23 protein-coding genes are annotated in these 23981 nt (G+C 38.2%); 22 read left to right on the top strand and 1 reads right to left on the bottom strand.

Going from position 1 to position 23981, the window contains the following annotated elements; translation table 11 throughout:
* Position 1: 1 nt before the first annotated feature.
* The 15 genes from CBG10_RS10275 (at position 2) to holA (ending at position 15206) form a co-directional block, all read left to right on the top strand.
* Positions 2–979 carry an alpha-ketoacid dehydrogenase subunit beta gene (locus tag CBG10_RS10275; protein ID WP_094512511.1) on the top strand — a complete coding sequence of 326 codons (978 nt, stop codon included), beginning with the start codon at positions 2–4 and terminating at the stop codon, positions 977–979.
* A gap of 31 nt (positions 980–1010) precedes the next feature.
* Entirely contained in the window at positions 1011–2345 is a 1335-nt protein-coding gene (locus tag CBG10_RS10270) for a 2-oxo acid dehydrogenase subunit E2 (protein WP_094512509.1), read from the top strand.
* A gap of 3 nt (positions 2346–2348) precedes the next feature.
* On the top strand, positions 2349–3776 hold the full coding sequence (lpdA, locus tag CBG10_RS10265) for a dihydrolipoyl dehydrogenase (protein WP_094512508.1): 1428 nt from the start codon (positions 2349–2351) through the stop codon (positions 3774–3776).
* 156 nt (positions 3777–3932) lie between these two features.
* Positions 3933–4226: a UPF0223 family protein gene (locus CBG10_RS10260; protein WP_003674372.1), complete on the top strand. Its 294-nt coding sequence runs from the start codon at positions 3933–3935 to the stop codon at positions 4224–4226.
* Positions 4219–4992 carry an inositol monophosphatase family protein gene (locus CBG10_RS10255; protein ID WP_094502560.1) on the top strand — a complete coding sequence of 258 codons (774 nt, stop codon included), beginning with the start codon at positions 4219–4221 and terminating at the stop codon, positions 4990–4992. Before CBG10_RS10260 ends, CBG10_RS10255 begins: the two co-directional genes overlap by 8 nt.
* Before the next feature lie 106 nt (positions 4993–5098).
* Positions 5099–6943, top strand: coding sequence for a translational GTPase TypA (gene typA / locus CBG10_RS10250; RefSeq protein ID WP_019252617.1), 1845 nt, complete (start codon positions 5099–5101; stop codon positions 6941–6943).
* Between the two features lie 92 nt (positions 6944–7035).
* Positions 7036–8259: an FtsW/RodA/SpoVE family cell cycle protein gene (locus CBG10_RS10245; RefSeq protein WP_094502561.1), complete on the top strand. Its 1224-nt coding sequence runs from the start codon at positions 7036–7038 to the stop codon at positions 8257–8259.
* Entirely contained in the window at positions 8252–8536 is a 285-nt protein-coding gene (locus CBG10_RS10240; protein WP_094502562.1) for a YlbG family protein, read from the top strand. Before CBG10_RS10245 ends, CBG10_RS10240 begins: the two co-directional genes overlap by 8 nt.
* On the top strand, positions 8533–9096 hold the full coding sequence (gene rsmD / locus CBG10_RS10235; RefSeq protein WP_019252614.1) for a 16S rRNA (guanine(966)-N(2))-methyltransferase RsmD: 564 nt from the start codon (positions 8533–8535) through the stop codon (positions 9094–9096). The genes CBG10_RS10240 and rsmD overlap by 4 nt, the downstream gene beginning before the upstream one ends.
* Positions 9096–9617: a pantetheine-phosphate adenylyltransferase gene (gene coaD / locus CBG10_RS10230; protein ID WP_003668252.1), complete on the top strand. Its 522-nt coding sequence runs from the start codon at positions 9096–9098 to the stop codon at positions 9615–9617. Before rsmD ends, coaD begins: the two co-directional genes overlap by 1 nt.
* A complete protein-coding gene (locus CBG10_RS10225) occupies positions 9601–10653 on the top strand; it encodes a SepM family pheromone-processing serine protease (RefSeq protein ID WP_094512507.1) in 1053 nt (350 codons plus the stop codon). The genes coaD and CBG10_RS10225 overlap by 17 nt, the downstream gene beginning before the upstream one ends.
* 93 nt (positions 10654–10746) lie before the next feature.
* Entirely contained in the window at positions 10747–11379 is a 633-nt protein-coding gene (locus tag CBG10_RS10220) for a helix-hairpin-helix domain-containing protein (RefSeq protein ID WP_094508668.1), read from the top strand.
* A 63-nt stretch (positions 11380–11442) separates the two neighbouring features.
* Positions 11443–11928: a ComE operon protein 2 gene (locus CBG10_RS10215; protein WP_094502564.1), complete on the top strand. Its 486-nt coding sequence runs from the start codon at positions 11443–11445 to the stop codon at positions 11926–11928.
* 165 nt (positions 11929–12093) lie between these two features.
* Positions 12094–14205 (top strand): DNA internalization-related competence protein ComEC/Rec2, encoded by a 2112-nt coding sequence (locus CBG10_RS10210; protein WP_094512506.1) that lies wholly within the window; start codon positions 12094–12096, stop codon positions 14203–14205.
* On the top strand, positions 14175–15206 hold the full coding sequence (holA, locus tag CBG10_RS10205) for a DNA polymerase III subunit delta (RefSeq protein WP_019252609.1): 1032 nt from the start codon (positions 14175–14177) through the stop codon (positions 15204–15206). Before CBG10_RS10210 ends, holA begins: the two co-directional genes overlap by 31 nt.
* 95 nt (positions 15207–15301) lie before the next feature.
* Here holA and rpsT read toward each other — a convergent pair whose 3' ends face one another.
* Complete coding sequence (gene rpsT / locus CBG10_RS10200) at positions 15302–15556, bottom strand: 30S ribosomal protein S20 (protein ID WP_003666832.1); 255 nt, start codon at positions 15554–15556, stop codon at positions 15302–15304.
* A gap of 261 nt (positions 15557–15817) precedes the next feature.
* On the opposite strand from rpsT, the gene rpsO reads away from it, so the two are divergent.
* The 7 genes from rpsO (at position 15818) to yihA (ending at position 23980) form a co-directional block, all read left to right on the top strand.
* Positions 15818–16087 (top strand): 30S ribosomal protein S15, encoded by a 270-nt coding sequence (gene rpsO / locus CBG10_RS10195; protein ID WP_003666833.1) that lies wholly within the window; start codon positions 15818–15820, stop codon positions 16085–16087.
* Between the two features lie 180 nt (positions 16088–16267).
* Complete coding sequence (locus CBG10_RS10190) at positions 16268–18049, top strand: ribonuclease J (RefSeq protein WP_094502566.1); 1782 nt, start codon at positions 16268–16270, stop codon at positions 18047–18049.
* 114 nt (positions 18050–18163) lie between these two features.
* Positions 18164–19069, top strand: a complete 906-nt coding sequence (locus tag CBG10_RS10185; RefSeq protein ID WP_094502567.1) for a hypothetical protein — start codon at positions 18164–18166, stop codon at positions 19067–19069.
* A 178-nt stretch (positions 19070–19247) separates the two neighbouring features.
* Entirely contained in the window at positions 19248–20438 is a 1191-nt protein-coding gene (gene tuf, locus CBG10_RS10180; RefSeq protein ID WP_003666836.1) for an elongation factor Tu, read from the top strand.
* A 195-nt stretch (positions 20439–20633) separates the two neighbouring features.
* Complete coding sequence (gene tig / locus CBG10_RS10175) at positions 20634–21944, top strand: trigger factor (protein WP_003666837.1); 1311 nt, start codon at positions 20634–20636, stop codon at positions 21942–21944.
* 177 nt (positions 21945–22121) lie between these two features.
* Positions 22122–23372, top strand: coding sequence for an ATP-dependent Clp protease ATP-binding subunit ClpX (gene clpX / locus CBG10_RS10170; protein WP_019251266.1), 1251 nt, complete (start codon positions 22122–22124; stop codon positions 23370–23372).
* A 17-nt stretch (positions 23373–23389) separates the two neighbouring features.
* Entirely contained in the window at positions 23390–23980 is a 591-nt protein-coding gene (gene yihA, locus CBG10_RS10165; RefSeq protein WP_003668240.1) for a ribosome biogenesis GTP-binding protein YihA/YsxC, read from the top strand.
* Position 23981 lies beyond the last annotated feature (1 nt).

The following is a 23981-nucleotide window of genomic DNA, read 5'->3' as shown; positions in this document are numbered from 1 at the left end:
CATGGCTAAAAAGACTTATATCAAAGCTATTACTGAAGGTATTGACATCGCTTTAGCCGAAGATCCTAAGACTTTAGTATTCGGTGAAGATGTTGGTAAAAACGGTGGTGTTTTCCGTGCTACTAATGGTCTTCAAGAAAAATACGGTGTTGATCGAGTATTTAGTACCCCTCTTGCCGAATCAGGTATTTTAGGAATGTCAATTGGTTTAGCAGCAACTGGCTGGCGTCCAGTACCAGAAATTCAATTCATGGGCTTTACTTTTGAAGCAATGGATTCTATCGCTGCTCAAATGTCACGGATCCGTTTCCAATACAATGGAACTAAGCATGCACCAATTACTATTCGGACTCCTTATGGTGGTGGTACTCATACTGCTGAATTGCACGGGGATGATCTTGAAAACTTCTTCGTTGGTATTCCAGGATTACGGGTTGTTGCACCAAGTTCTGCCTATGATGCTAAGGGCTTGATTATTTCTGCAATTGAAAATAACGATCCAGTTCTTTTCCTTGAAAACCTTCGTCTCTATCGTTCAGTCAAAGGTGAAGTTCCTGATGACAAGTATACTGTTCCGTTGGACAAAGCAAATGTTGTTCAAGAAGGTACTGATGTTACAATTATCGCTTATGGCGGTGAAGTATCAGAAGCACAAAAAGCTGCTAAGAAATTAGCTAAGGACAATATTTCTGCTGAGATTATCGACTTGCGTTCTCTTTACCCACTTGATACTGACACGATCTTTGAATCAATTAAGAAGACGCACCGAGTAGTTATTGTTCAAGAAGCACAAAAGATGGCTGGTGTTGGTGCCCAAGTTGCATCAGCTATTTCAGAAGGTGCAATTATGTACCTTGATGCTCCTGTTACTCGGGTTGCTGCTCCTAACTCAGTATATCCATTCCCACAAACTGAAAATGTTTGGCTTCCAGGTGCACGTGATATTGAGGATGCCGTACGGGAAGTAATTAATTACTAAAAGTACGGAATAGAAAGGGTGTTAATACGATATGGCATACATTTTTAGACTACCAGAAATGGGAGAAGGATTAACTGAAGGTGATGTTGCTTCTTGGCTCGTTAAAGAAGGAGAAGCAATTAAAGCTGATGATCCTTTAATTGAAATTCAAACTGATAAATCAACTACTCAATTGGTATCTCCAGTTGATGGAACTGTCAAAAAATTATTTGTAAAAGAAGACGACCATGTTGAAAAAGGCGACAAGCTCGCTGAAATTGATGATGGTAAGCCTGGCATTAGTACAAACGTCGAAAGTGAAGACGATGATGATGAAACTGATACAGGCAGTGAAGAAGCTACTGAAAGTGAAGAATCCACGGCTCCAGCTGCAGATTCTCCTTCAGAAGATAATTCTTCAAAGGGTGGAGTAGCCCCACTTGCAGAACCAAATAAGCTTGTAATGGCAATGCCTTCTGTTCGTCAATATGCCCGTGATAAGGGTGTTGACATCTCACTTGTTCAACCAAGCGGTAACCACGGTCAAGTCCTTAAAGAGGATATTGACAACTTTAATGGGGCAGCTGCTCCAGCTAAGGAAGAAAAGAGTACGGCTGCGTCAGCTAAGACTGCTCCAGTTGCAGCTAAGACCGCTGGTAATACAATCAAGCCATGGAATGCCGACCTTGAAGAACGTGAACCAATGTCTAATATGCGGAAGATTATCGCTAAGACTACTCGTGAATCAAAGGATATCTCACCACACGTTACATCATTTGATGAAGTTGAAGTATCTGCTCTAATGGCTAGTCGCAAGAAGTACAAGGCAGTTGCTGCAGAACAAGATATTCACTTGACTTTCTTGCCATACATTGTTAAGGCCTTAGTTGCCACATGTAAGAAGTTCCCAGAACTAAATGCTTCAATTGATGATTCTACTCAAGAAATTGTTTACAAGCACTACTACAACGTTGGAATCCTTACTAACACTGACCATGGTCTCTATAATCCAAATATTAAGAATGCAGATTCTAAGAGCATGTTTGAGATTGCAAAAGAAATTACTGAAAATACTCAGGCAGCCTTTGACAACAAGCTAAGTCCAGAATCAATGGCTGGTCGGACTATCAGTATCAGTAATATTGGTTCAATTGGCGGTGGCTGGTTCACCCCTGTTATCAACCAACCAGATGTTGCTATTCTTGGTGTTGGTCGAATTGACAAGGAACCATACGTTAACGAAGATGGTGAAATTGTTGTTGGTCGAATGATGAAGTTATCATTGACTTACGATCACCGTTTAATTGATGGTGGACTTGCACAACATGCATTGAACTACATGAACAAGTTATTACATGATCCAGAATTATTGATGATGGAGGGCTAGATAATGGCTGATGTTGAACAAAAGGATACAGTAATCGTTGGTGGAGGTCCTGGTGGTTACGTAGCCGCTATTCGAGCTTCAGAATTAGGTCAAAAGGTTACCTTAATTGATAAGGGAGAACCGGGTTTAGGTGGTGTTTGTTTAAACGTTGGATGTGTACCATCTAAAGCATTAATTGCTGCTGGCCACCGTTACCAAGAAACTTTAGATTCATCTATTTACGGTATTTCTAAGACCGATGCAAAGCTAGACTTTACTAAGACTCAAGAATGGAAAGACCATAAAGTTGTCGACCGTATGATTCGTGGAGTTAAGATGCTTTTGAAGAAGCATAAGGTTGAAATCATTGATGGAGAGGCAATTCTTGATAATGACCACCAACTTCGTGTAATTAAGCCTGGTCCAAAGCAATTCATGGATAATGATAATGGTCGGACTATCACATGGAAGAATTTGATTCTTGCAACAGGAAGCCGTCCAGTAGAAATTCCTCATTTTAAGTTTGAAGGCCGCGTTATTGATTCAACCGGGGGCTTAAACCTCAAGGAAGTACCAGAAGAATTAGTTGTAATTGGTGGTGGCTACATTGGTACAGAATTAGCTGGTGCCTATGCTGATCTTGGTGCTCATGTAACGATTATTGAAGGTACCGATTCAATTCTTGGTGGATTTGACCACGATATGGTTGATATTGTTGTCAAGAATCTTGAAAAGAAGGGTGTAGACATTGTAACTAAGGCAATGGCTAAAGATTCTCAGCAAGATGAAAATAGTGTTACTGTCACTTATGAAGTTGATGGTAGCGAAAAGAGCATTAAAGCTGACTACTGCATGGTATCTGTTGGTCGTAAACCAAATACTGATGATTTTGGCCTTGATATGACAAATGTTAAGTTAAACGACCGCCATCAGGTAATTGTTGATGAACAAGGCCGGACGAATGTACCTGGTATTTGGGCTATTGGAGATATTGTTCCTGGTCCTGCACTTGCTCACAAGGCATTCTTTGAAGCTAAGACTGCTGCTGGTGCAATTGCTGGTAAGAATACTGCTAACGATTGGGTTGGAGTACCAATGGTTTGTTTTGCTGATCCAGAATTAGCTCAAGTTGGTATGACGGTTGAAGAAGCTAAAGATAAAGGAATTGATGTATCTACTGCACAGTTCCCATTTGCCGGTAATGCCCGTGCCGTTTCTCTTGATGCTGCCGAAGGATTTATCCGCTTAATCTATACTAAAGGTAAGAAGAATGTTATTGGTGCTCAAGGTGTCGGTCCTGGTGTTAGTGACCTTGCTGGTGAACTTTCATTGATTGTCAACTGTGGTATGAATGTTGAAGATGTTGCTTTAACAATTCACCCACACCCAACATTGAATGAACCTGTTCAAGAAGCTGCAGATATTGCGCTTGGCTTCCCAACACACATCTAAATTTTAATAAATTAAATTAGAAAAGTTCTTAGTGATGAATAACTCGATTTTGAGAGCACTAAGAACTTTTTCTGTTTGGATTCTTTTAGGCCTTTTATTCCTAAATTTCCGTTTGGATTGTATAATACAAGTAGGAAATGAATGGAGGGACAAAGAATGAATTCACAAAACTATAGTTATCCGCTTGATCCATCATGGACAACTAAAGAGATGGAAACGGTAATTGCCATGTTTAGGGCGGTTGAAGATGCTTATGAAGTTGGGATTGACAGAGATAAAATTTTAGATTGTTATCGTGCTTTTAAGCAAGTCGTTCCCTCAAAGGCTGAAGAGAAACAATTGGGTCGCGAATTTGAAAAGAATTCGGGTTATGTTCTCTACCGTGTTGTTAAAGCAGCACAAGAGTCAACAGATAAGCGAATTAAGATGGTTGGGCAAAAAAATGATTAGCATTGAAGAGTTAGATCAAAAAGCACAACAAATAATCCGTCAAGCAGGTCAAAATGCATACCAGAAAATGGAAAAAGATTACCAGGTTGATACGAAGACGAATTATACGGACCTTGTAACGACAATTGACCGAGAAAATGAACAATTAATAAATGATCAACTGCGAAAAATTGATCCTGATAGTCAAATTTTAAGTGAAGAAGGATTTGGCGACCAGCAAATAAGCAATATGCAGGGACATGTTTGGATTGTTGATCCAATTGATGGAACAATGAATTTTGTTAAACAGCATAATAATTTTGCTGTTATGTTGGCATTATATGTTGATGGACAACCAACGCTTGGCTATATTTTAGACGTAATTAATAATCGTCTATACCACGGTCGCAAGGGTGCTGGTGTTTATGTTAACAACCAAAAAATTAGCCAGCCAGCTGACTTAGGCTTACGCGAAAGTTTATTAGCGATGAATCGGACATTAACTTTAAGTGGTGATTCAGCATTAAAGAAAATCGCTCAAGACGCAATTGGCTTACGGATGTATGGAAGTGCTGGCATTGAGATGATTGGTGTGATCACTGGTCAATTAGGTGGATATATCTCGAATTTGAAGCCATGGGACCTTGCTGCTGGGCGAATGTTAGCAGAAGAATTAGGCTTAGTTGTGAAATCGATTGACGGTAGTTCTATTAATGTGTTATCATCTAATCTTGTATTAGTAGCAACGAGGCAGGTTAGTCGAGATATTCGACAGATCATCAATTAGTTGTCGAGGCTGTGACCGCGATGTCACAGTTTTTTTATGAAATTGGCGATTGATAGGCCGCTGCTGTTCGACTTAAAAATGATATGACGAAAGGGAGAATCAAGCTTTGAAAACTCGTGACGACATTCGTAACATTGCGATTATTGCCCACGTTGACCACGGTAAGACTACCTTAGTTAACGAAATGTTGAAGCAATCAGATACTTTACCAGAACACTTCTCAATTGAAGATCGTGCGATGGATACTAACGCTATTGAGCGTGAACGTGGTATTACTATTCTTTCAAAAAATACTGCTGTTAAATATGACAATCACCAAATTAACATCTTGGATACACCAGGACACGCGGACTTCGGTGGTGAAGTTGAACGTGTTATGAAGATGGTTGATGGTGTATTGCTTGTTGTGGATGCTTTCGAAGGGACGATGCCTCAGACACGGTTTGTTCTTAAGAAGGCTCTTGAACAACACTTAACACCAATTGTTGTGATTAACAAGGTTGACCGTAAAGGTGCTCGTCCTGAAGAAGTTGTTGATGAAGTTCTTGACCTCTTTATTGAATTGGGTGCTGATGAAGATCAACTTGACTTCCCAGTTGTTTACACTTCAGCAATGAACGGTACTTCAAGTTACGATTCAGATGTTTCTACTCAAGAACACACAATGAAGCCATTGTTTGATACTATTATCAAGACAATTCCTGCTCCAGTAGATAACGCTGATGAACCACTCCAATTCCAAGTTGCTATCTTGGATTATAATGACTTCGTTGGTCGTATTGGTATTGGTCGTGTCTTCCGTGGTAAGATTAAGGTCGGCGATAATGTTACCTTAATGAAGCTTGATGGCTCAAAGAAGAATTTCCGGGTTACTAAGCTTTTTGGTTTCTTCGGTTTGAAGCGATTGGAAATTAATGAAGCTAAAGCTGGTGACTTGATTGCGGTTTCTGGAATGGAAGATATTAATGTTGGGGAAACTGTAACAGATCCAGAACACCCCGAAGCAATCACTCCATTACGGATTGATCCACCTACATTGCAGATGACTTTCCGGACCAATGATTCTCCATTTGCTGGTCGTGAAGGTAAATTTGTTACTGCCCGTCAGCTTGAAGATCGTTTGAAGCGTGAAATGCAAACTGATGTGTCCTTAAAGGTTGAAGATACTGATGATCCAGGTGCATGGACCGTTTCAGGCCGTGGGGAATTACACCTTTCTATCTTGATCGAAACTTTACGTCGTGAAGGATATGAATTATCTGTATCACGTCCACAAGTTATTTACCGTGAAATTGATGGAGTAATGAGTGAACCATTTGAAGAAGTTCAAATTGATACTCCAGATGAATATACTGGGGCAGTTATTGATAGCCTTTCTAAACGTAAGGGTGAAATGAAGAACATGGAACCAGGCGAAAATGGTCAAACTCGCCTTATCTTCTTGGCACCATCACGTGGTCTGATTGGATACTCAACTGAATTTATGACTATGACTCGTGGTTATGGAATTATGAGTCATACCTTTGAAAAGTACGCTCCAGTTATCAAGAACTGGAATCCTGGTCGTCAAAAGGGTACTCTTGTGTCAATGAATGCTGGTAAGGCTACTACTTACGCAATGATGGGTATCGAAAGTCGTGGTCAATTATTGATTGATCCAGGTACGGAAGTTTACGAAGGTATGATCGTGGGTGAGAACAGTCGTGAAAATGATATTACTGTTAACATCACCAAGGGTAAGAACTTAACCAACGTTCGTGCTGCTGGTTCTGATGAAATGGCTCACATTAAGACACCTACCCACTTCTCCCTTGAAGAATCACTCGAATTCTTAAATGAAGATGAATACTGTGAAGTAACTCCAGAAAACATCCGTTTACGGAAGAAGACTCTTAACACAAATGCTCGTGAAAAGGAAGCTAAGCGTCGTCGTGCTGCTTCACGGAAGTAAATATTTAAAAAGCTTGGGAGGCTAACTGGCTTTCCGAGCTTTTTTTTGTTGTATAATAATGATTGTATTTTGTTTTTAGGTAGGTGCACTTTGTGAAGAAAAAGAAATTAAGATTCCGTAAGATTCGTTTTGTATGGAATAACGTCCGCTACCTTGATTATTATATTTTAGTTCCTTATCTTGCTTTATGCTTAGTAGGAATTGTAATGGTCTATTCAGCGAGTGCTTCAATTGAAATGCAAAATGGTGGAACCCCATTAGGTTATTTAATAAAACAAACAATCTATGTTGTAATGGGAGTTGCAGTAATGGCATTTATGGCAAATTATCCTTTGCGGCATTATCGAACGCCAAGGTTTTTGCGAGATTCAACATTGGTGGTTGGTGCTTTACTTGTCATTGTTTTAGTCTTTAGCCGAGCTGTTAACGGAGCTAAAGGTTGGATATCTTTAGGTTTCTTTAATATTCAACCGGTGGAAATTTGTAAGCTATATTTTATCTTATATTTAGCTGATCGAATGGCTAAAATTAGACAACGGGGACAACATTTTACTACTGATGCTAAAGGTCCTTGGCTCATAATTGTAGTTTTTCTCGGATTGATTATGATTCAACCAGATATTGGAGGAATGGCGATTAACGGAGCAATTATTGCAATTATGCTGTTAGCGGCTGACTATAAATGGGGCGTTGGTTTGGGGATAATTCTTGTTTTACCAGCGCTTGGCTATCTTGGGTTGGAACGACTTGTTGAAAGTGGTTTGCTCCAAGGCGGTGGTTACCAAGTTGCGCGTTTTGTTGCTTTTCTAAATCCTTTTGGAAATGCTAGTGGTTCAGGAAGCCAATTAGTTAATTCCTATTACGCAATCAGCAATGGTGGTGTATTTGGGGTAGGACTTGGAAACAGTATCCAAAAAATGGGATATTTGCCAGAACCCAATACCGACTTCATCATGTCAATTACTAGTGAAGAATTGGGTCTAGTTGGGGTAACGGCAATTTTAGTTACGTTACTCTTTTTGATTTGTCGTATTATTCAAGTTGGGGTGCGGGCAGATAGTTTGTATCAAACGCTCATCTGTTATGGCTCAGCAACATTCTTTACGATTGAAACACTCTTTAATATTGGTGGAGTTCTAGGACTCTTGCCGATTACGGGGGTTACCTTCCCATTTATTAGTTATGGAGGATCAAGTATGTTGATTCTTTCTGCAACGGTAGGCATTATAATGAATATTAGCATGCAGCAAAACCGGGATCGCTTAGTTATGGGAAAACCGTTTATTCCTGAAACAGGAGGCGTAAAGAATGTTTAAATTAATTCCACGGCGTTCCCTGATAATTTACATTAACAATAATCGTGTGATTCGAGCTCTTCGTCGTTATGGTCGGATTGATTATATTTCCCGACGAATGCATTATGTGGTAATGTATGTAGACCAAAGTGATGTCGAAAAAATAAAAGAGAAGATAAGTCGATTACGCGCAGTGAAAAAGGTTGAATTATCAGCTCGGCCAGATTTAGACCCGACGTTAGCTGATCTTGAATTAACGGGGGTCTATCAATTACATGATGAGGATGATAAAAAATGAGAATTGTTGCAGGAGACTTTGGGGGACGAAAACTAAGTGCTGTTCCGGGAATGGCAACTCGTCCAACAACTGATAAAGTTAAAGAAGCGTTATTTAATATAATCGGTCCTTACTTTAATGGCGGTACTAGTCTAGATCTATTTGCGGGAAGCGGTGGATTAAGTATTGAAGCTGTATCACGCGGCATCAGTCAGGCGGTTTTAGTTGATCGTCAATATCAAGCAATCAAAACAATTAAGAAGAATATTGATGTTACAAAACATAGCGAACAATTTAAGGTTTATAAAATGGACGCTCATAAAGCATTAAATTTGTTTGCAAAAGACAAGCTGAAATTTAACTTGGTCTTTTTAGATCCACCCTATGCCAAACAGCAAATTGTTAATGATGTTGAGCAAATGGTTAAAAATAATTTGCTAGCTAAAGATGCAATGATTGTGGCAGAAACAGATCAGAATGCAAAATTACCAACAGATTTAGCTGATTTTAACTTTATTCGCCGTCAAGAATATGGAATTACGGTTTTAACAATTTATCAATATGAAGGAGAATCAAAATAATGAAAGTTGCAGTTTTTCCTGGATCATTTGACCCATTAACACTTGGACATTTAGATTTAATTAAACGAGGAAGTGCATTATTTGATCAATTGGCAGTAGCAGTAATGACTAATGAAAGTAAAAACCCGCTGTTTACTGTTGAAGAACGAGTAGCGCAAATTAAAGAGGCAGTTAGCGGGCTAGATAATGTTTCGGTTATTACAACGGAAGGCTTAACTGTTGATCTAATGAACCGCATTGGGGCAGATTACTTAATGCGTGGTTTGCGTAATACTACTGATTTTCAATATGAACGTGATATTGCGGCGATGAATAACTTTTTAGATGATCAGTGTGAGACCGTCTTTTTCCTTGCTAAGCCTGAATATCAGCACTTATCTAGTAGTTTGCTGAAAGAAGTAACATCGGCTGGGGGAGATATCTCAGCTTATCTTCCCGCTAATATTAATGAAGCACTAAAAAAGCGTTTAATGGAACGAGAAATGTTACGGGTTAAGAAAGACAATGAAAAAGCAAGATAATATAATATTACGACGAATAGGAATTATTTTAGGGCTTGTCCTTTTACTAGGCTGCTTTTTGTTCTGGCCCCTAAATTCCTATATCGAAAGTCCGGGAACGGCTGCTGATTTACAGTCTTTTGTTAAAATAAAGGGACACCCTGATCGATATAAGGGGAGTTTTATGTTGACGTCGGTGGCGATTCAACGCGCCCATCCTGCAACATATTTATATGCCAAAATGATGCCCTATATGTCAATCGAGAGTGCAGAGGATGTAACTGGTGGTCAAAATAGTGCGACTTATGACCGTGTCCAAAAATTTTATATGGATAGCTCAATTAACGAGGCAATTGCAGTTGCTTATAATGCTGCTCACCAAAAAGTGACGCGACGCTATCTAGGAATTTATGTATTGCAAGTTCAGCCTAATTCTAAATTTAAACATGATATTCATGTCGGGGATACAATTACAAAAGTAGATGGTCATCACTTTAATACCGCTCAAGGCTTTCAAAAATATATTGGTGCTAAAAAAGTTGGCACTCCGTTAGCGGTTACTTATACTCGAGATGGGAAAACTAAAACTGTAACTCATCCGCTTGTTAAAATTGCTAATACTAATAAGCCGGGAATTGGGATCATCCTTACTAACAATATGCAAGTTAAGACTAAGATCCCAGTAAAGGTTGATGCTGGTCAATACGGTGGGCCATCCGGTGGCTTAATGTTCAGTTTGCAAATATATCAACAAATTAGTGGAAAAGATTTGCAACGGGGACGTAAAATTGCCGGAACTGGAACGATAAATTCAGACGGGACCGTTGGAGAAATTGGTGGAATTGACAAGAAAGTAATCGCCGCGCACCGTGCAGGAGCCACTATTTTCTTTGCCCCTTATATAAAACCAACGAAAGAGATTCTTAAGTATGAAGAAGGCCATCTGACTAATTATCAAATGGCTAAAAAAGCAGCTAAAAAATATGCACCAGGAATGAAGGTTGTCCCAGTCAATTCCTTTGACGAAGTGGTGAAATATTTACAAACGCATAAGTAAATTAAAAGGCGAGAGGCAAAATGAAGGTCTCTTGCTTTTTTTAATGCAAAATTGCTTTTTTTACGTATTTATATTTATAGGGAGGTGAGAAACATGCAGCAATTATCAGAATTATGGATAAAATATCGAATACAAGTGCTGATGATAGTGATTGCTGCAGTGGTTGGGGGATATTGGATACTTAATAAAAACAATAACGATGCTTTAATTTCAAATACTAATGCTGTTTTAACAAGTAGCGAAACAGGAAGCAGTTTGACTTCTACCACTATGATGAAAGGGACCGTTGCCATTGACATAAAGGGTGCCGTAAAAATGCCCGGAGTTTATGAATTGAAAGCAGATGATCGTGTGAACGAAGCCTTGAAAGCGGCAGGTGGACCACTACCCAATGCAGACTTGCGCCAAGTGAATCTTGCTAAACAATTAACAGACCAGCAAATGATCTATATTCCGCTTCAAGGCGAAACGCCGGTAGTTTCCAGCAGTACAGAACCATCAGCAGCTAATAATGAAAATGGCAGCGATAGTTCTGCAAAGATAAATTTAAATACGGCAACCAAAGAACAACTATGTCAAATAACGGGAATTGGCGATAAAAAAGCAGACTTGATATTACAATACCGACAAGAACACGGTCAGTTTAAGAGTGTTGACGAACTTAAAGAAATAAATGGCTTTGGCGAAAAAACTGTTGCTAAACTAAAAGATCACCTATCTATCTAGTTTTTATTTTTTTGATGAAGATATTTGCTATACTATATTTCAAATATAGAGGAGTGAAATAATATGAAACCGAGAATTGATTGGGACCAGTATTTTATGATTCAAGCAGCTTTATTGGCATCGCGCAGTACCTGCAACCGCCTTTCAGTAGGTGCAGTTTTAGTTCGTGATAAGCGGATAATTGCTGGTGGGTACAATGGCTCAGTCGCTGGCGATGCACATTGCTTTGATGAAGGCTGCTATTTACGTGATGGACATTGTGTGCGAACTATTCATGCAGAAATGAATGCTCTATTGCAGTGTGCTAAGTTTGGTATTTCTGCTGATGGGGCAAGCATTTATGTAACGGATTTCCCTTGCTTACAATGTACCAAAAGCTTATTGCAGACTGGGATTAAGGAGATAAATTATATTCGTAATTATCACAATGATGATTACGCAATGAAACTACTTAAACTCAAAAACGTTGCACTTCATCAGATTAAATTAGATAGTGATATTTTAGAAGAGGTTGATCTGGACCAGTATATCAACCCAGATCAAAAATAGATTATTCAACACTTTTGGTTTTTCCCTGCGATAATTGCAAGTTTAGTAGCAGTTAGTTTTTTTAGTTCATATTGGTTGATTTTTCTTTTAATTGCTTTATTTTATCGAATTGCTATATTAAAAAGGCCAGTAGTACTTGGAGTTGGAGTGCTGACATGTTTATTGATGGCGATTTTGTGTTACAGTTTACAAAAAAATTGGGCAACTATTACGGCAGATAAGCAAATGGAAGTTACCAAAAAAATATTAGTTTACCCTGATGAATTAAAATTCAATGGAAATTTTATGACAGGAACTGCGATCGACATTCAAACTGGACAACGTGAAGCAATAACGATGTCGTTTAAGTCACCCCAGATGCTAAAAAATATTGATAAGCTTACAACACCCTCGATATGGCTTATTAATGGGCAGTTAAAACCGATTATTCCCCGTACAAATGAAAATCAATTTGATAACTTAACTTATAACCACCATCGCCGGATCTGTAATCAAGTTCAAATTAACCGGGTAGAGCAAATGGTTAGGCAAAAAAGAGGAATAGTTGGCTGGTGTCATACATTAAGAAAGCGACTCAGCCTCTACTTTGAAACTTTACCGCCTCCTCTTAGTGCGTATTGTCAACAATTAATAATTGGTAGTAGTAATGAGGATTCGGCTGAATTAATGGTAAGTATCAAAAGGCTTGGCCTGCTCCATCTTTTTTGCATTTCCGGAATGCATATCGTACTTTTCACGGATTTATTACGGCGACTATTGGTTCATTTATGGTGGCGTAAAGAATCGATTGATTTATTTTTAATTATTATTCTACCGTTTTATCTTCTCGTTGGTGGTGGAGCAACAAGCTTGATGAGAGCAACCATTATGGCTGAACTTGGGCTTCTTCATCGATATTTAAATTTGGACCGTCTTGATGGGTGGGTGCTGAGCTTATTAATTGGATTGGTTATTGATCCGTTGCTATTGCTTACATTAGGCGGTCAATTAAGCTATTTACTTTCTTTTATTCTTCAAGTTCTTCCAGAATCAGTACGTGGTTTTAAGCAGTCTTTATTATTAAATTTAATTAGTTTGCCTTCGTTATTGAGTTATGTATATGAGGTTCATCTTCTAAGCTTTGGGATTAGTTATTTAATAATTCCACTATTTTCTACAGTTGTTTTTCCAGCGGTCTTGGTTGGGGCAATTAGTTTTAAGCTTTTTGAACCACTCACGTATCTAATTAATGCTGGTTTAAAATGCTTTCAATATATTTTAAATTGGTTATCTGATTTTCCCGGAATGATTCATTTTGGGAAGCCACCGTTAATTTTGGCCCTTCTATTATTTGCGGCATCTTTATTTGTTGTTTCTCAAGATACATCTTTAAAATCATGGAAAATATTAGCCTTATTGTATGTAATTACTGGAGGGATAATTCATTTTCCGTTTAATGGCGAAGTTACCTTTGTTGATATTGGACAGGGGGACTCGATAATTATTAGAGAACCTTTTAATCGACGGGTAACAATGATTGATACAGGAGGCAAATTAAATTTTAAAAAGCCGGATTGGGCGACTTCAAAGCATTCTCAAGATGATGCCCAACGAATAACCATTAATTATTTGAAAAGTAAAGGCATCAAGCAAATTGATAATATTTGTTTAACTCACCATGATGCAGATCATATCGGCTATTTAACAACGATTTTGGATAATATAGCAGTGAAAAGACTAATTGTCCCAGCGGGGATGGAAAGACAACCAGCACTTCTTAATAAAGTAAGGATTGCTGAAAAGTCATCGCCAGCGATAGTTCCGGTGACTGATGATGTTAGGTTGCCGTCATTTCCATTACAAATTTTACATCCTTTTGTTCCAGGAGAAGGGAAAAATGAAGATTCTTTAGTGCTAGCTGGGACATTTGGCGGGAAAAGATTTCTTTTTACGGGGGATTTGGATCAAGAAAATGAAGAAAAAGTTATTCAAAAGTATCCGCAACTAAAGTCAGATATCTTAAAAGCTGGTCATCATGGCAGTAAAACTGCTAGTAGTTATTCATTTTTGCAGACAGTTGCTCCTAAGTATGCGATAATTTCAGCTGGACGATTTAATAGGTATCATCATCCTGATGAAATAACAATAAAAAATTTTCAAAAATTAAATATTAATTACTTATCAACGCAGCAATTTGGAATGATACAATATGTATACCATGGTCAAAATGGAAAAATAAAAACAACATTGAGGGGAGATGAGACAAGTTGGACATTGCCCAATTATCTACACAATTAAAAACTAAAACCCCAGCAATGGTATATTTGATTTTAGGGAAACAACAGGTTCTTCAACAGCAGGCAATTGATGCCTTTACAAGCCTTATCCCAGAGAATGAACAGGTCATGAATATTGGTCGATATGATATGGAAGCCACGCCCTTGGCAGTTGCTTTGGATGATGCAATGGCAACTCCATTTTTTGGTGAGCGGCGATTGGTTATCATCAATAAACCATTCTTCTTAACTGGTGAAAAAAGACATTCAAAAGTTGAACATGATTTGGACAGCTTAAAAAATTATCTTGAACACCCTGAACCGTCCACAATTTTAGTTTTTGCGGCCCCTTATGAAAAGCTTGATGGACGAAAAGGAATTGTAAAGCAATTAAAGAAGACAGCGGTTTTAGTTGATGCTAGTCCACTTGATGAGCGAGCAGCTCGTCAAAGAGTGAAAACTCAATTATCAACTGTTGGCTTTGAAATATCAGAAGCCGCTTTGGATGAGTTGGTTCAACGAACTAATGCGGATTATGGGATGATGGATGCAAGTTTAACTAAATTAAAGATTTTAGCTTATCGTGAGAAAAAGATTGATCAAAGCATGGTAGCTGCTTTAGTTCCACAATCATTAGATGAAAATGTTTTTGATTTAGTCACTGCAGTCCTTAAGCATAATCAAATAAAGGCCTTAGATCTCTATCAACAGCTATTAGCAGGTCAGCAGCCACCGTTAAGGATTAATGCGGTGCTAGTGGGACAGTTTCGATTATTGATTCAAATAAAAGTATTAAGCAAACGCGGTCTTACGCAAGGGAGTCTAGCAAGTCAACTTAATGTCCATCCTTATCGAATTAAATTGGGATTAAAGACTGCACGTGATTTCTCAATGCAGGCGTTAGAAAATGCTTATTTGGGATTAATTCGGATTGAACAATCGTTAAAAACGACACAGCGCGATCCATCGCTTTTATTTCAGTTATTTATGTTACAGTATTCTCAGCAGAGCAAAGGGGCGTGAGATACAAAAAGAGGATAAGAAAATTTGCTTTCTTATCCTCTTTTTGTGAAAAGTTAAAAATAAAAAAAGCAACTAACTTAATAGTTGCTTTTTTATTACTTAGCGTAACGTGCTGAGAGACGTGACTTGTCACGTGCAGCCTTGTTAGCCTTGATAAGGCCCTTAGAGTGGGCACGGTCAATTGCTGAGATAGCAGCCTTGTATAAGTCGTCAAGGTTATCTGCGCCAGCAAGCTTTGCCTTATCGAACTTCTTAATAGCAGTCCGCATTTGGCTTAATTGTGAAGCGTTACGTGCTTCAGCTTTTTCACTAGTACGAACACGTTCAATTGCTGATTTGATAATTGGCATGAGTTTCACCTCCGTTACCCGATTTTCAGTTGACCAGAATTTTCAACATTTGTCATTATACAAAAGACTAGCGAGCAATGCAATAGCTAACGACGATCAAGTCAAAATTTCACAGAAATAGTTGCAACATTGGTAAATTTTATGTATATTTGTATAGGTTACTTCAAGCAAGTAATTAATTGCCTCTTCTCAGTTTAACGATCCTCACCGACGTTATACTTAGATCTTAGGCGCATTAATATTGAAAGGTGGGAAAATAGCATGGCTATTTCAAAAGAACGTAAAGATCAAATTATTAAGGAATTCGCAACTCACGAAGGAGACACTGGTTCTACTCAAGTTCAAGTTGCTGTTTTAACTGCTGACATCAACGAATTGAACGATCACCTTCGTACACACAAGCACGATTACCATTCACAACGTGGTTTAATGAAGAAGATTGGTCACCGTCGTAACTTATTAGCTTACTTACGTCGGACTGACTTACCTGCTTACCGTGAACTTATCCAAAAGTTAGGTTTACGTCGGTAATCTTTTATTATCAAAGCACTTTGCCTTTTACTTGGAGGCAAGGTGTTTTTTGTTTTTACTCCATTATTTTCACTGATTGTGGTAAGATATTTATAACTATAATGAACGATATAAAATTCTTATCGCTACACATTGTAATCGATAAGGGGTTCAAAACTAAATATTAAAGGAGCCAAATCAATGGATAATAATATTAAAATTATTCCTTTTGGTGGTGTACGCGAAAATGGTAAAAATATGTACGCCGTTGAGATTGAAGACCAAATTTTCATTTTGGATACAGGATTAAAGTATCCGGAAAATGAATTAATGGGAATCGATGTTGTCATTCCTGACTGGGAATATCTTCGTGAACATAAGGACAAGATAGTCGGGGTATTCTTAACACATGGACATGCAGATTCAATTGGGGCACTTCCGTATTTCTTGATGGACTTTAATGTTCCGGTATTTGGAAGCGAGATGACGATTGCCTTAGCAAAACTGGCAGTTAAAAACCATAAGGAAGTTAAGAAATTTAATGATTTTCATGTTGTTGATGCTTCAACAGCAATTGATTTTAATGATGTTACAGTTTCGTTCTTCCAGACGACCCATACTATTCCTGAAACTTTAGGGGTTGTTTTAGAAACCAAAGCAGGAAATATTGTTTATACCGGTGATTTTAAATTCGATCAAACAGCTAAAAAAGGCTATCAAACAGACCTTGCTCGTTTAGCAGAGATTGGATCACAAGGTGTATTAGCGCTTTTAAGTGATTCTGCTGGTGCTGGAATTACAGGTGCGTCTGCTCGTGAGCAAGATATTGGAGACTACATTAAAGAAACCTTTAAATACCAAAACGGTCGGATTATTGTTGCTAGTGTAGCTTCAAACATTATGCGCGCACAGCAGATTATCAATGCTGCTGTTGCCGTTGGGCGGAAGATTGTTTTATCTGGTAAAGATATTGAACAAATCATCGATACAGCAATGTCTTTGGGAAAGTTGCACTTACCAGATGACTTATTCATTAGTCGCAAGGAAGCAGAAAAACTCGAACCAAATCAAGTTGTTATTTTGGAAACTGGTAAAATGGGTGAACCGATTAAGTCATTACAGCAAATTGCAAACGGTGATAATCCTAATTTACAATTAACAGATACCGATCTTGTCTTTGTTACTACTACTCCTTCTTATGCTCAGGAAACTGAAGTACAAAAGACAAAGGACATGATTTATCGTACAGGAGCAGAGGTTAAGTTTATTTCTGATGATTTAAATCCTTCTGGGCATGCTAACCAAAATGATGAACAGTTAATGTTGAATTTCATGAAGCCCAAGTTCTTCATTCCAATTCAAGGTGAATATCGGCTGTTAGATCGTCATGCAGAATTAGCAGAAGAAGTAGGAGTTCCAAAAGAAAATATCTTCCTCGTTAATAAGGGTGATGTTCTAACTTACAAAAATGGTAAATTTCATGTTGGGGAACATATCGATGTAAGCAATACTATGATTGATGGTACAGGCGTCGGTGATATCGGTAATATTGTTTTACGAGATCGACGTGTCCTGTCAGAAGATGGGATTTTTGTTGTGGTGGCAACTATTGATCGGAAAAAGAAAAAGATTGTTGCTCGACCACAAATTACGTCACGAGGATTCGTATTTGTAAAGACTAACCGTCAACTAATGCAACAGAGTGCTGACTTAGTTGAAAAGATTGTTCAAGAAAACCTAGATCAAAAAGAATTTGATTGGAGTCACTTGAAACAAGATGTTCGTGATAAATTAAACCGGTTCTTGTTTGAACAAACTAAACGGCATCCAGTTATTTTGCCAGTTATTATGGAGATTAATCAACATCAAAAGAAGATTAAAAATAATGTTGAGAAAAAAGAAGAAAAATCTGCAAAACCACGTTCAACGAAAGAACATCATCGTGGTCGTGGTAAAAAACGAATGGCAAAAGAAAAAAAGTAGCTGTTTAATATAAGTGATGTGAAGGGAGGCTGGGAGAAAACTTTCGTTTTTCTCCCAGCCTCAACTGCTTTCATGAATAATTGTATAAAGTAATGAATAAAAAGGGTGATAAAAATGAATGAGACCCAACAAGATCAATATCTCCAGGCCCAAAAATTAATTGCTGAAGAAAAGTGGCAAGAAGCTAGTGATATTCTGGAAGATCTTATAAGCGAGGTTGATGATTCAGAAATTGGTCGCTTAACGATCATCACTCTGTATCATTCTCAACAATATACCAGGGCTTGTACTTACTTGTTTGAATATTTAGAAGTAATGTTTGATAGCTTGTCAGATGCTCAAATTGCCATTAAAATTTTGTGTCAAAACGAATTATTCGTTCTAGCAAGACAGGTGATTAGCAGTCTTTCCCAATGGCAGGAGAATTTGCTGACAATTGTTAAAATGGGTGAGAAAAAATCTCGTCAAGAGTACCAGGAGACATTACAAACACGTTTGCGAGACTTTTACCATTTAGGAGATTATTCTCTTGAAGAGCAGCAAAGTAGGTTGCAGGCTGCTTTTAAGCTTCCTTTAAATGAATTTATTACAGGTGCTAAATTCCTGCTTCGTGACCCCTATACGCATCCACTGGTAAAGTCTAGTTTGGTTGAACTGCTTAGTAAGTTGCAAGTTGCAGATCCGGTTACTGTTTATTGGCTAGATAAGAAAGAATATACAGTTGTGCCAGCTGATATTCAGCCTTTAAATTTATTGCCAGTCGTTAGTGAAGGTAAGAGATTAATTACAGAAAAGTGTGGAAATCAAAACCCGCAGACAGAAAAGATGGCAATTCAAGAATTTCAATTACAGGTAATGTTTTTGTATCCGCGAATTAATCAGATTATTAAAGACATTGATGAATGGACAGATGTTTTAATTGCTAGAATAGAAGGAAAGAAAGTCGCAACAAATACAGTTTCTAGTACGTGGCAGGAACGACTAGGTAAGCAGATTGACGAATTAATAGAAAAACATTAGTCAAATACATTTACAAATGAACAGATAGTTGATATTATATTTAAGAATTCTTCTTCAGAGCCTAAGATTAAAGCTTTCAATTGGCGAAAAGAAGTTGTACAATATGTATAAGGGTATGTCAGTCATCGGATTAGATGATCTGGCATTATACTTGTAAATTATCAGGAGGTTTTCATTAATGGCTGAAAAAGAACATTATGAACGTACAAAACCCCACGTTAACATTGGTACTATTGGCCACGTTGACCACGGGAAGACTACTTTAACTGCTGCTATTACAAAGGTATTGGCAGCCAAAGGTTTAGCAAAGGCAGAAGATTACGCTGATATCGATGCTGCTCCAGAAGAAAAGGAACGTGGTATCACTATCAACACTGCCCACGTTGAATACGAAACTGAAAAGCGTCACTACGCACACATCGATGCCCCTGGACACGCTGACTACGTTAAGAACATGATCACTGGTGCTGCACAAATGGATGGTGCTATCCTTGTTGTTGCTGCTACTGATGGTCCTATGCCACAAACTCGTGAACACATTCTTCTTGCTCGTCAGGTTGGTGTTCAATACATCGTTGTATTCTTGAACAAGACTGACTTAGTTGACGATGATGAATTAGTTGACTTAGTTGAAATGGAAGTTCGTGACTTACTTAGCGAATACGATTTCCCTGGTGACGATGTTCCAGTTGTTCGTGGATCTGCTCTTAAGGCACTTGAAGGTGACCCAGAACAAGAAAAAGTTATCCTTCACTTAATGGATGTTATTGATGACTACATCCCAACTCCAAAGCGTCCTACTGACAAGCCATTCATGATGCCTGTCGAAGACGTATTTACTATCACTGGTCGTGGTACTGTTGCTTCTGGTCGTATTGACCGTGGTACTGTTAAAGTCGGTGACGAAGTTGAAATCGTTGGTTTAACTGAAGACGTTCTTAAGTCAACTGTTACTGGTTTGGAAATGTTCCACAAGACTCTTGATCTTGGTGAAGCTGGGGATAACGTTGGTGTACTTCTTCGTGGTATTTCACACGACCAAATCCAACGTGGTCAAGTTTTGGCTGAACCAGGTTCAATCCAAACTCACAAGAACTTCAAGGGTGAAGTTTACGTTATGACTAAGGAAGAAGGGGGACGTCACACTCCATTCTTCTCAAACTACCGTCCACAATTCTACTTCCACACAACTGATGTTACTGGTACTATCGAATTACCAGATGGTGTAGAAATGGTTATGCCTGGTGATAACGTTACATTCACTGTTAACTTACAAAAGCCAGTTGCTCTTGAAAAGGGTCTTAAGTTCACTATTCGTGAAGGTGGACACACTGTTGGTGCCGGTGTTGTATCCGACATCTTAGACTAATTTTTGAGTACAGATGTGCTAAAAGGCTTGGGGAAACCCAAGTCTTTTTTCTTTAACAAAAATATTTGAAAATAACTTGGGGATCAGCCGTCAATAAGTTGCAATTACTGGTCTCCTACGGTAAACTAATATAGTATGTAAAGACTAATTATAAATATTAATTAGTCAAATTGATTTGTTATTGGAGGAAATAAAATGTCAGCAAAATGGGAACGCGATAGCGATGCCAGCAAAGGTACATTGACATTTGAAATTGATGTCGACACTATTAATAAGGGAATTGACGAAGCATTCGTTGAGACTCGTAAAAAGATTACTGTTCCGGGCTTCCGGAAGGGTCGTGTCCCTCGTCAAATCTTTAACCAAATGTACGGTGAAGAATCATTGTATCAAGATGCCTTAAACAAGGTATTACCTGATGCATATAACGAAGCAGTAAAGGAAACTAACATTCAACCTGTAGATCAACCTAAGATTGATATTAAGAGCATGGAAAAGGGTCAACCATGGGTATTAACTGCTGAAGTTGACGTTATGCCAGAAGTTAAATTAGGTGAATACAAGGGTATGGAAGTTCCTGCTCAAGACACCACTGTTACTGATGCTGATGTTGATGATGCACTTGAAACTAAGCGTCAACAACAAGCTGAACTTGTATTAAAAGAAGATAAGCCAGCCGAAAAGGGCGACACTGTCGTTATTGATTACAAGGGTAGCGTTGACGGTGAAGAATTTGATGGTGGTTCAGCTGAAAACTACTCACTAGAATTAGGTTCAGGCTCATTTATTCCAGGTTTTGAAGATCAATTAATCGGTCACAACGCTGATGAAGATGTTGATGTAAATGTTACCTTCCCAGAAGATTACCACGCTAAGAATCTTGCTGGCAAGGATGCACTTTTCAAGGTTAAGATTCACGAAATCAAGGAAAAGCAATTACCAGAACTTGACGATGATTTCGCTAAGGATGTTGACGAAGATGTTGATACTTTAGCTGAATTAAAGGAAAAGACTAAGAAGCAACTTCAAGAAGAAAAGGATAACCAAGCTAAGGCTGCTATTGAAGATGCTGCTATCAATAAGGCTGTTGCTAATGCAGAAATCCAAGATATTCCACAAGCAATGTTGGATGATGACACTAACCGTCAAATGCAACAATACTTAGCAGGAATGCAACAACAAGGTATCAGTCCTCAAATGTACTTCCAAATTACTGGTACAAAGGAAGAAGATTTGAAGAAGCAATTTGCTAATGATGCTGCTCAACGTGTAAAGACTAACCTTGTCTTAGAAGCAATTGTTGACGATGCTAACTTAGATGCTACTGATGAAGAAATTGCTAAAGAAATTTCTGACCTTGCAAAGCAATACGGTATGGAAGAAGATGCTGTTAAGAAGGCATTATCTAAAGACATGTTAATGCATGATATTAAGATCCGTAAGGCTGTTGACTTAGTTGCTGATTCAGCAAAGCAAGTTAAGGATGACGAAAAGTCTGACAAGTAATTTGTTAAATAATTACTAATCATTGAGGCTGGAAGAAAACAGTAGTTTTCTTCCAGCCTCGCTATTTTAATCAAATATTAGTAAGATAAAGTAGAAAATAATTTACTGAGTAATTTAGTCGAAATTAAACAGTAATTTTGTTATCATGTTTTAATAAGTCTTAGAGGAGGTTCATTTATGTTTGAAGATACCACTGGTATGGATTCAGTTCACTGTTCATTTTGTGGAAAGTCTCAAGATGAAGTGAAAAAAATTGTTGCTGGTCCTGGCGTCTATATTTGTAACGAATGTGTTGACCTTTGTAAACAAATTATTGATCAGGAATTAGCAGAAGATGAAGCTAAAAAAGCTTTCCGTGTGCCAACTCCAGGAGAGATTGTTAACGAACTGGATGACTATGTAATTGGTCAAGGTGATGCTAAAAAAACATTAGCAGTTGCTGTTTATAACCACTATAAGCGGGTTAATGCAATGATGAGTGGTGATAATAATGATACAGAACTTCAAAAGAGCAACATTGCCGTAATTGGTCCAACTGGTTCTGGGAAGACCTATCTTGCCCAATCACTTGCCCGCATTCTCAATGTTCCATTTGCGATTGCAGATGCTACAACTTTAACTGAAGCTGGATACGTTGGTGAAGATGTTGAGAATATTATCCTTAAACTACTTCAGGCTGCTGACTTTGATGTGGAACGTGCTGAAAAAGGAATCATTTACATTGACGAAATTGATAAAATCGCAAAGAAGAGTGAAAATGTATCAATTACGCGTGATGTTTCTGGAGAAGGGGTTCAACAAGCTCTTTTAAAGATTCTTGAAGGAACAATTGCTAATGTACCGCCTCAGGGAGGACGTAAGCATCCACAGCAAGAATTTATCCAAGTCGATACAAAGAATATCCTCTTTATTGTGGGGGGAGCCTTTGATGGGATCGAAACAATTGTTAAGGAACGACTCGGTGATAAGACAATTGGATTTGGAACAGACTCACGAGAAGCTGAAAAGGTTACGGATAAAAATATTTTGCAACATGTTATCCCAGAAGACCTTCTTAAGTTTGGCTTGATTCCAGAATTTATCGGACGATTGCCTGTGATGACTGCTCTTGAAAAACTTGATGAAGATGACCTTGTTCGAATCCTTACTGAGCCAAAGAATGCATTAGTTAAGCAATATCAAGAGTTAATTCGCCTTGATGGAAGTAAGTTGACCTTTACTGATGGTGCATTACGAGCAATGGCACAACTAGCAATCAAGCGGAATACAGGTGCTCGTGGTCTCCGTTCGATTATTGAAGATGTAATGCGGGATGTAATGTTTGACTTGCCAAGTCGTAAAGATGTAGAAAAGGTAATTATTGATAAACGATGTGTAACGCAACATACAGAACCTCGTTACGTTTTAAAGGATGAAAAAGCTTCTTAATGAAATGAGGTAAGCAAATGGAAGTTCACAATGTAGATTTAACAATCAGTGCCGTAAGTGATGAACAATATCCTAAAACAAATATTCCAGAAATTGCTTTAGTTGGTCGTTCAAATGTTGGGAAGTCATCGTTGACAAATGTCTTAATCAACCGGCGCAATTTTGCTCATACGTCTAGTCAGCCAGGTAAAACCCAGACGTTAAATTTCTATGACGTTGAGGATAAGGTATATTTCGTTGACGTTCCAGGATATGGTTATGCCAAAGTCTCGAAAAAAGAGCGAGAACGATTTGGAAAAATGATCGAACAATACTTAACCCAACGTGAACAATTGCGCGGAGTTATTCAATTAGTTGATGCACGGCATGAACCAACCCCGGATGATGTAAATATGTATAATTGGTTACAATATTATAATATTCCAACATTAATCGTAGGGACAAAGATTGATAAGGTAAAACGTAGTGCGTGGAATCGCCAACTAAGCCTTATCAAAAAGACCCTTGATGTTGAGAGTTCAACACCGATTATTCTATTTTCAGCTACAGAAAAAAAGGGTAAAGATGATGTTTGGCAGTGGATTGAAGAGCGAATGGGGAAGAACTAAG

The sequence above is a fragment of the Limosilactobacillus reuteri genome, assembly GCF_002254085.1.
Classification (GTDB): Bacteria; Bacillota; Bacilli; order Lactobacillales; family Lactobacillaceae; genus Limosilactobacillus; species Limosilactobacillus reuteri_K.
Note: the sequence above shows the minus strand (reverse complement) of the source record. Positions and strands in the feature narration are given on the sequence as shown.

Bases quoted from the DNA above. Each gene is read 5' to 3' on its own strand.
- CBG10_RS10185 (WP_094502567.1), top strand. From the start codon at position 18,164: ATGAATGAGACCCAACAAGATCAATATCTCCAGGCCCAAAAATTAATT.
- CBG10_RS10255 (WP_094502560.1), top strand. From the start codon at position 4,219: ATGATTAGCATTGAAGAGTTAGATCAAAAAGCACAACAAATAATCCGT.
- CBG10_RS10225 (WP_094512507.1), top strand. From the start codon at position 9,601: ATGAAAAAGCAAGATAATATAATATTACGACGAATAGGAATTATTTTA.
- CBG10_RS10240 (WP_094502562.1), top strand. From the start codon at position 8,252: ATGTTTAAATTAATTCCACGGCGTTCCCTGATAATTTACATTAACAAT.
- yihA (WP_003668240.1), top strand. From the start codon at position 23,390: ATGGAAGTTCACAATGTAGATTTAACAATCAGTGCCGTAAGTGATGAA.
- coaD (WP_003668252.1), top strand. From the start codon at position 9,096: ATGAAAGTTGCAGTTTTTCCTGGATCATTTGACCCATTAACACTTGGA.
- CBG10_RS10210 (WP_094512506.1), top strand. From the start codon at position 12,094: ATGGCGATTTTGTGTTACAGTTTACAAAAAAATTGGGCAACTATTACG.
- tig (WP_003666837.1), top strand. From the start codon at position 20,634: ATGTCAGCAAAATGGGAACGCGATAGCGATGCCAGCAAAGGTACATTG.
- tuf (WP_003666836.1), top strand. From the start codon at position 19,248: ATGGCTGAAAAAGAACATTATGAACGTACAAAACCCCACGTTAACATT.
- CBG10_RS10275 (WP_094512511.1), top strand. From the start codon at position 2: ATGGCTAAAAAGACTTATATCAAAGCTATTACTGAAGGTATTGACATC.
- lpdA (WP_094512508.1), top strand. From the start codon at position 2,349: ATGGCTGATGTTGAACAAAAGGATACAGTAATCGTTGGTGGAGGTCCT.
- CBG10_RS10215 (WP_094502564.1), top strand. From the start codon at position 11,443: ATGAAACCGAGAATTGATTGGGACCAGTATTTTATGATTCAAGCAGCT.
- CBG10_RS10260 (WP_003674372.1), top strand. From the start codon at position 3,933: ATGAATTCACAAAACTATAGTTATCCGCTTGATCCATCATGGACAACT.
- CBG10_RS10220 (WP_094508668.1), top strand. From the start codon at position 10,747: ATGCAGCAATTATCAGAATTATGGATAAAATATCGAATACAAGTGCTG.
- rpsT (WP_003666832.1), bottom strand. From the start codon at position 15,556: ATGCCAATTATCAAATCAGCAATTGAACGTGTTCGTACTAGTGAAAAA.
- clpX (WP_019251266.1), top strand. From the start codon at position 22,122: ATGTTTGAAGATACCACTGGTATGGATTCAGTTCACTGTTCATTTTGT.
- rpsO (WP_003666833.1), top strand. From the start codon at position 15,818: ATGGCTATTTCAAAAGAACGTAAAGATCAAATTATTAAGGAATTCGCA.
- CBG10_RS10190 (WP_094502566.1), top strand. From the start codon at position 16,268: ATGGATAATAATATTAAAATTATTCCTTTTGGTGGTGTACGCGAAAAT.
- CBG10_RS10270 (WP_094512509.1), top strand. From the start codon at position 1,011: ATGGCATACATTTTTAGACTACCAGAAATGGGAGAAGGATTAACTGAA.
- rsmD (WP_019252614.1), top strand. From the start codon at position 8,533: ATGAGAATTGTTGCAGGAGACTTTGGGGGACGAAAACTAAGTGCTGTT.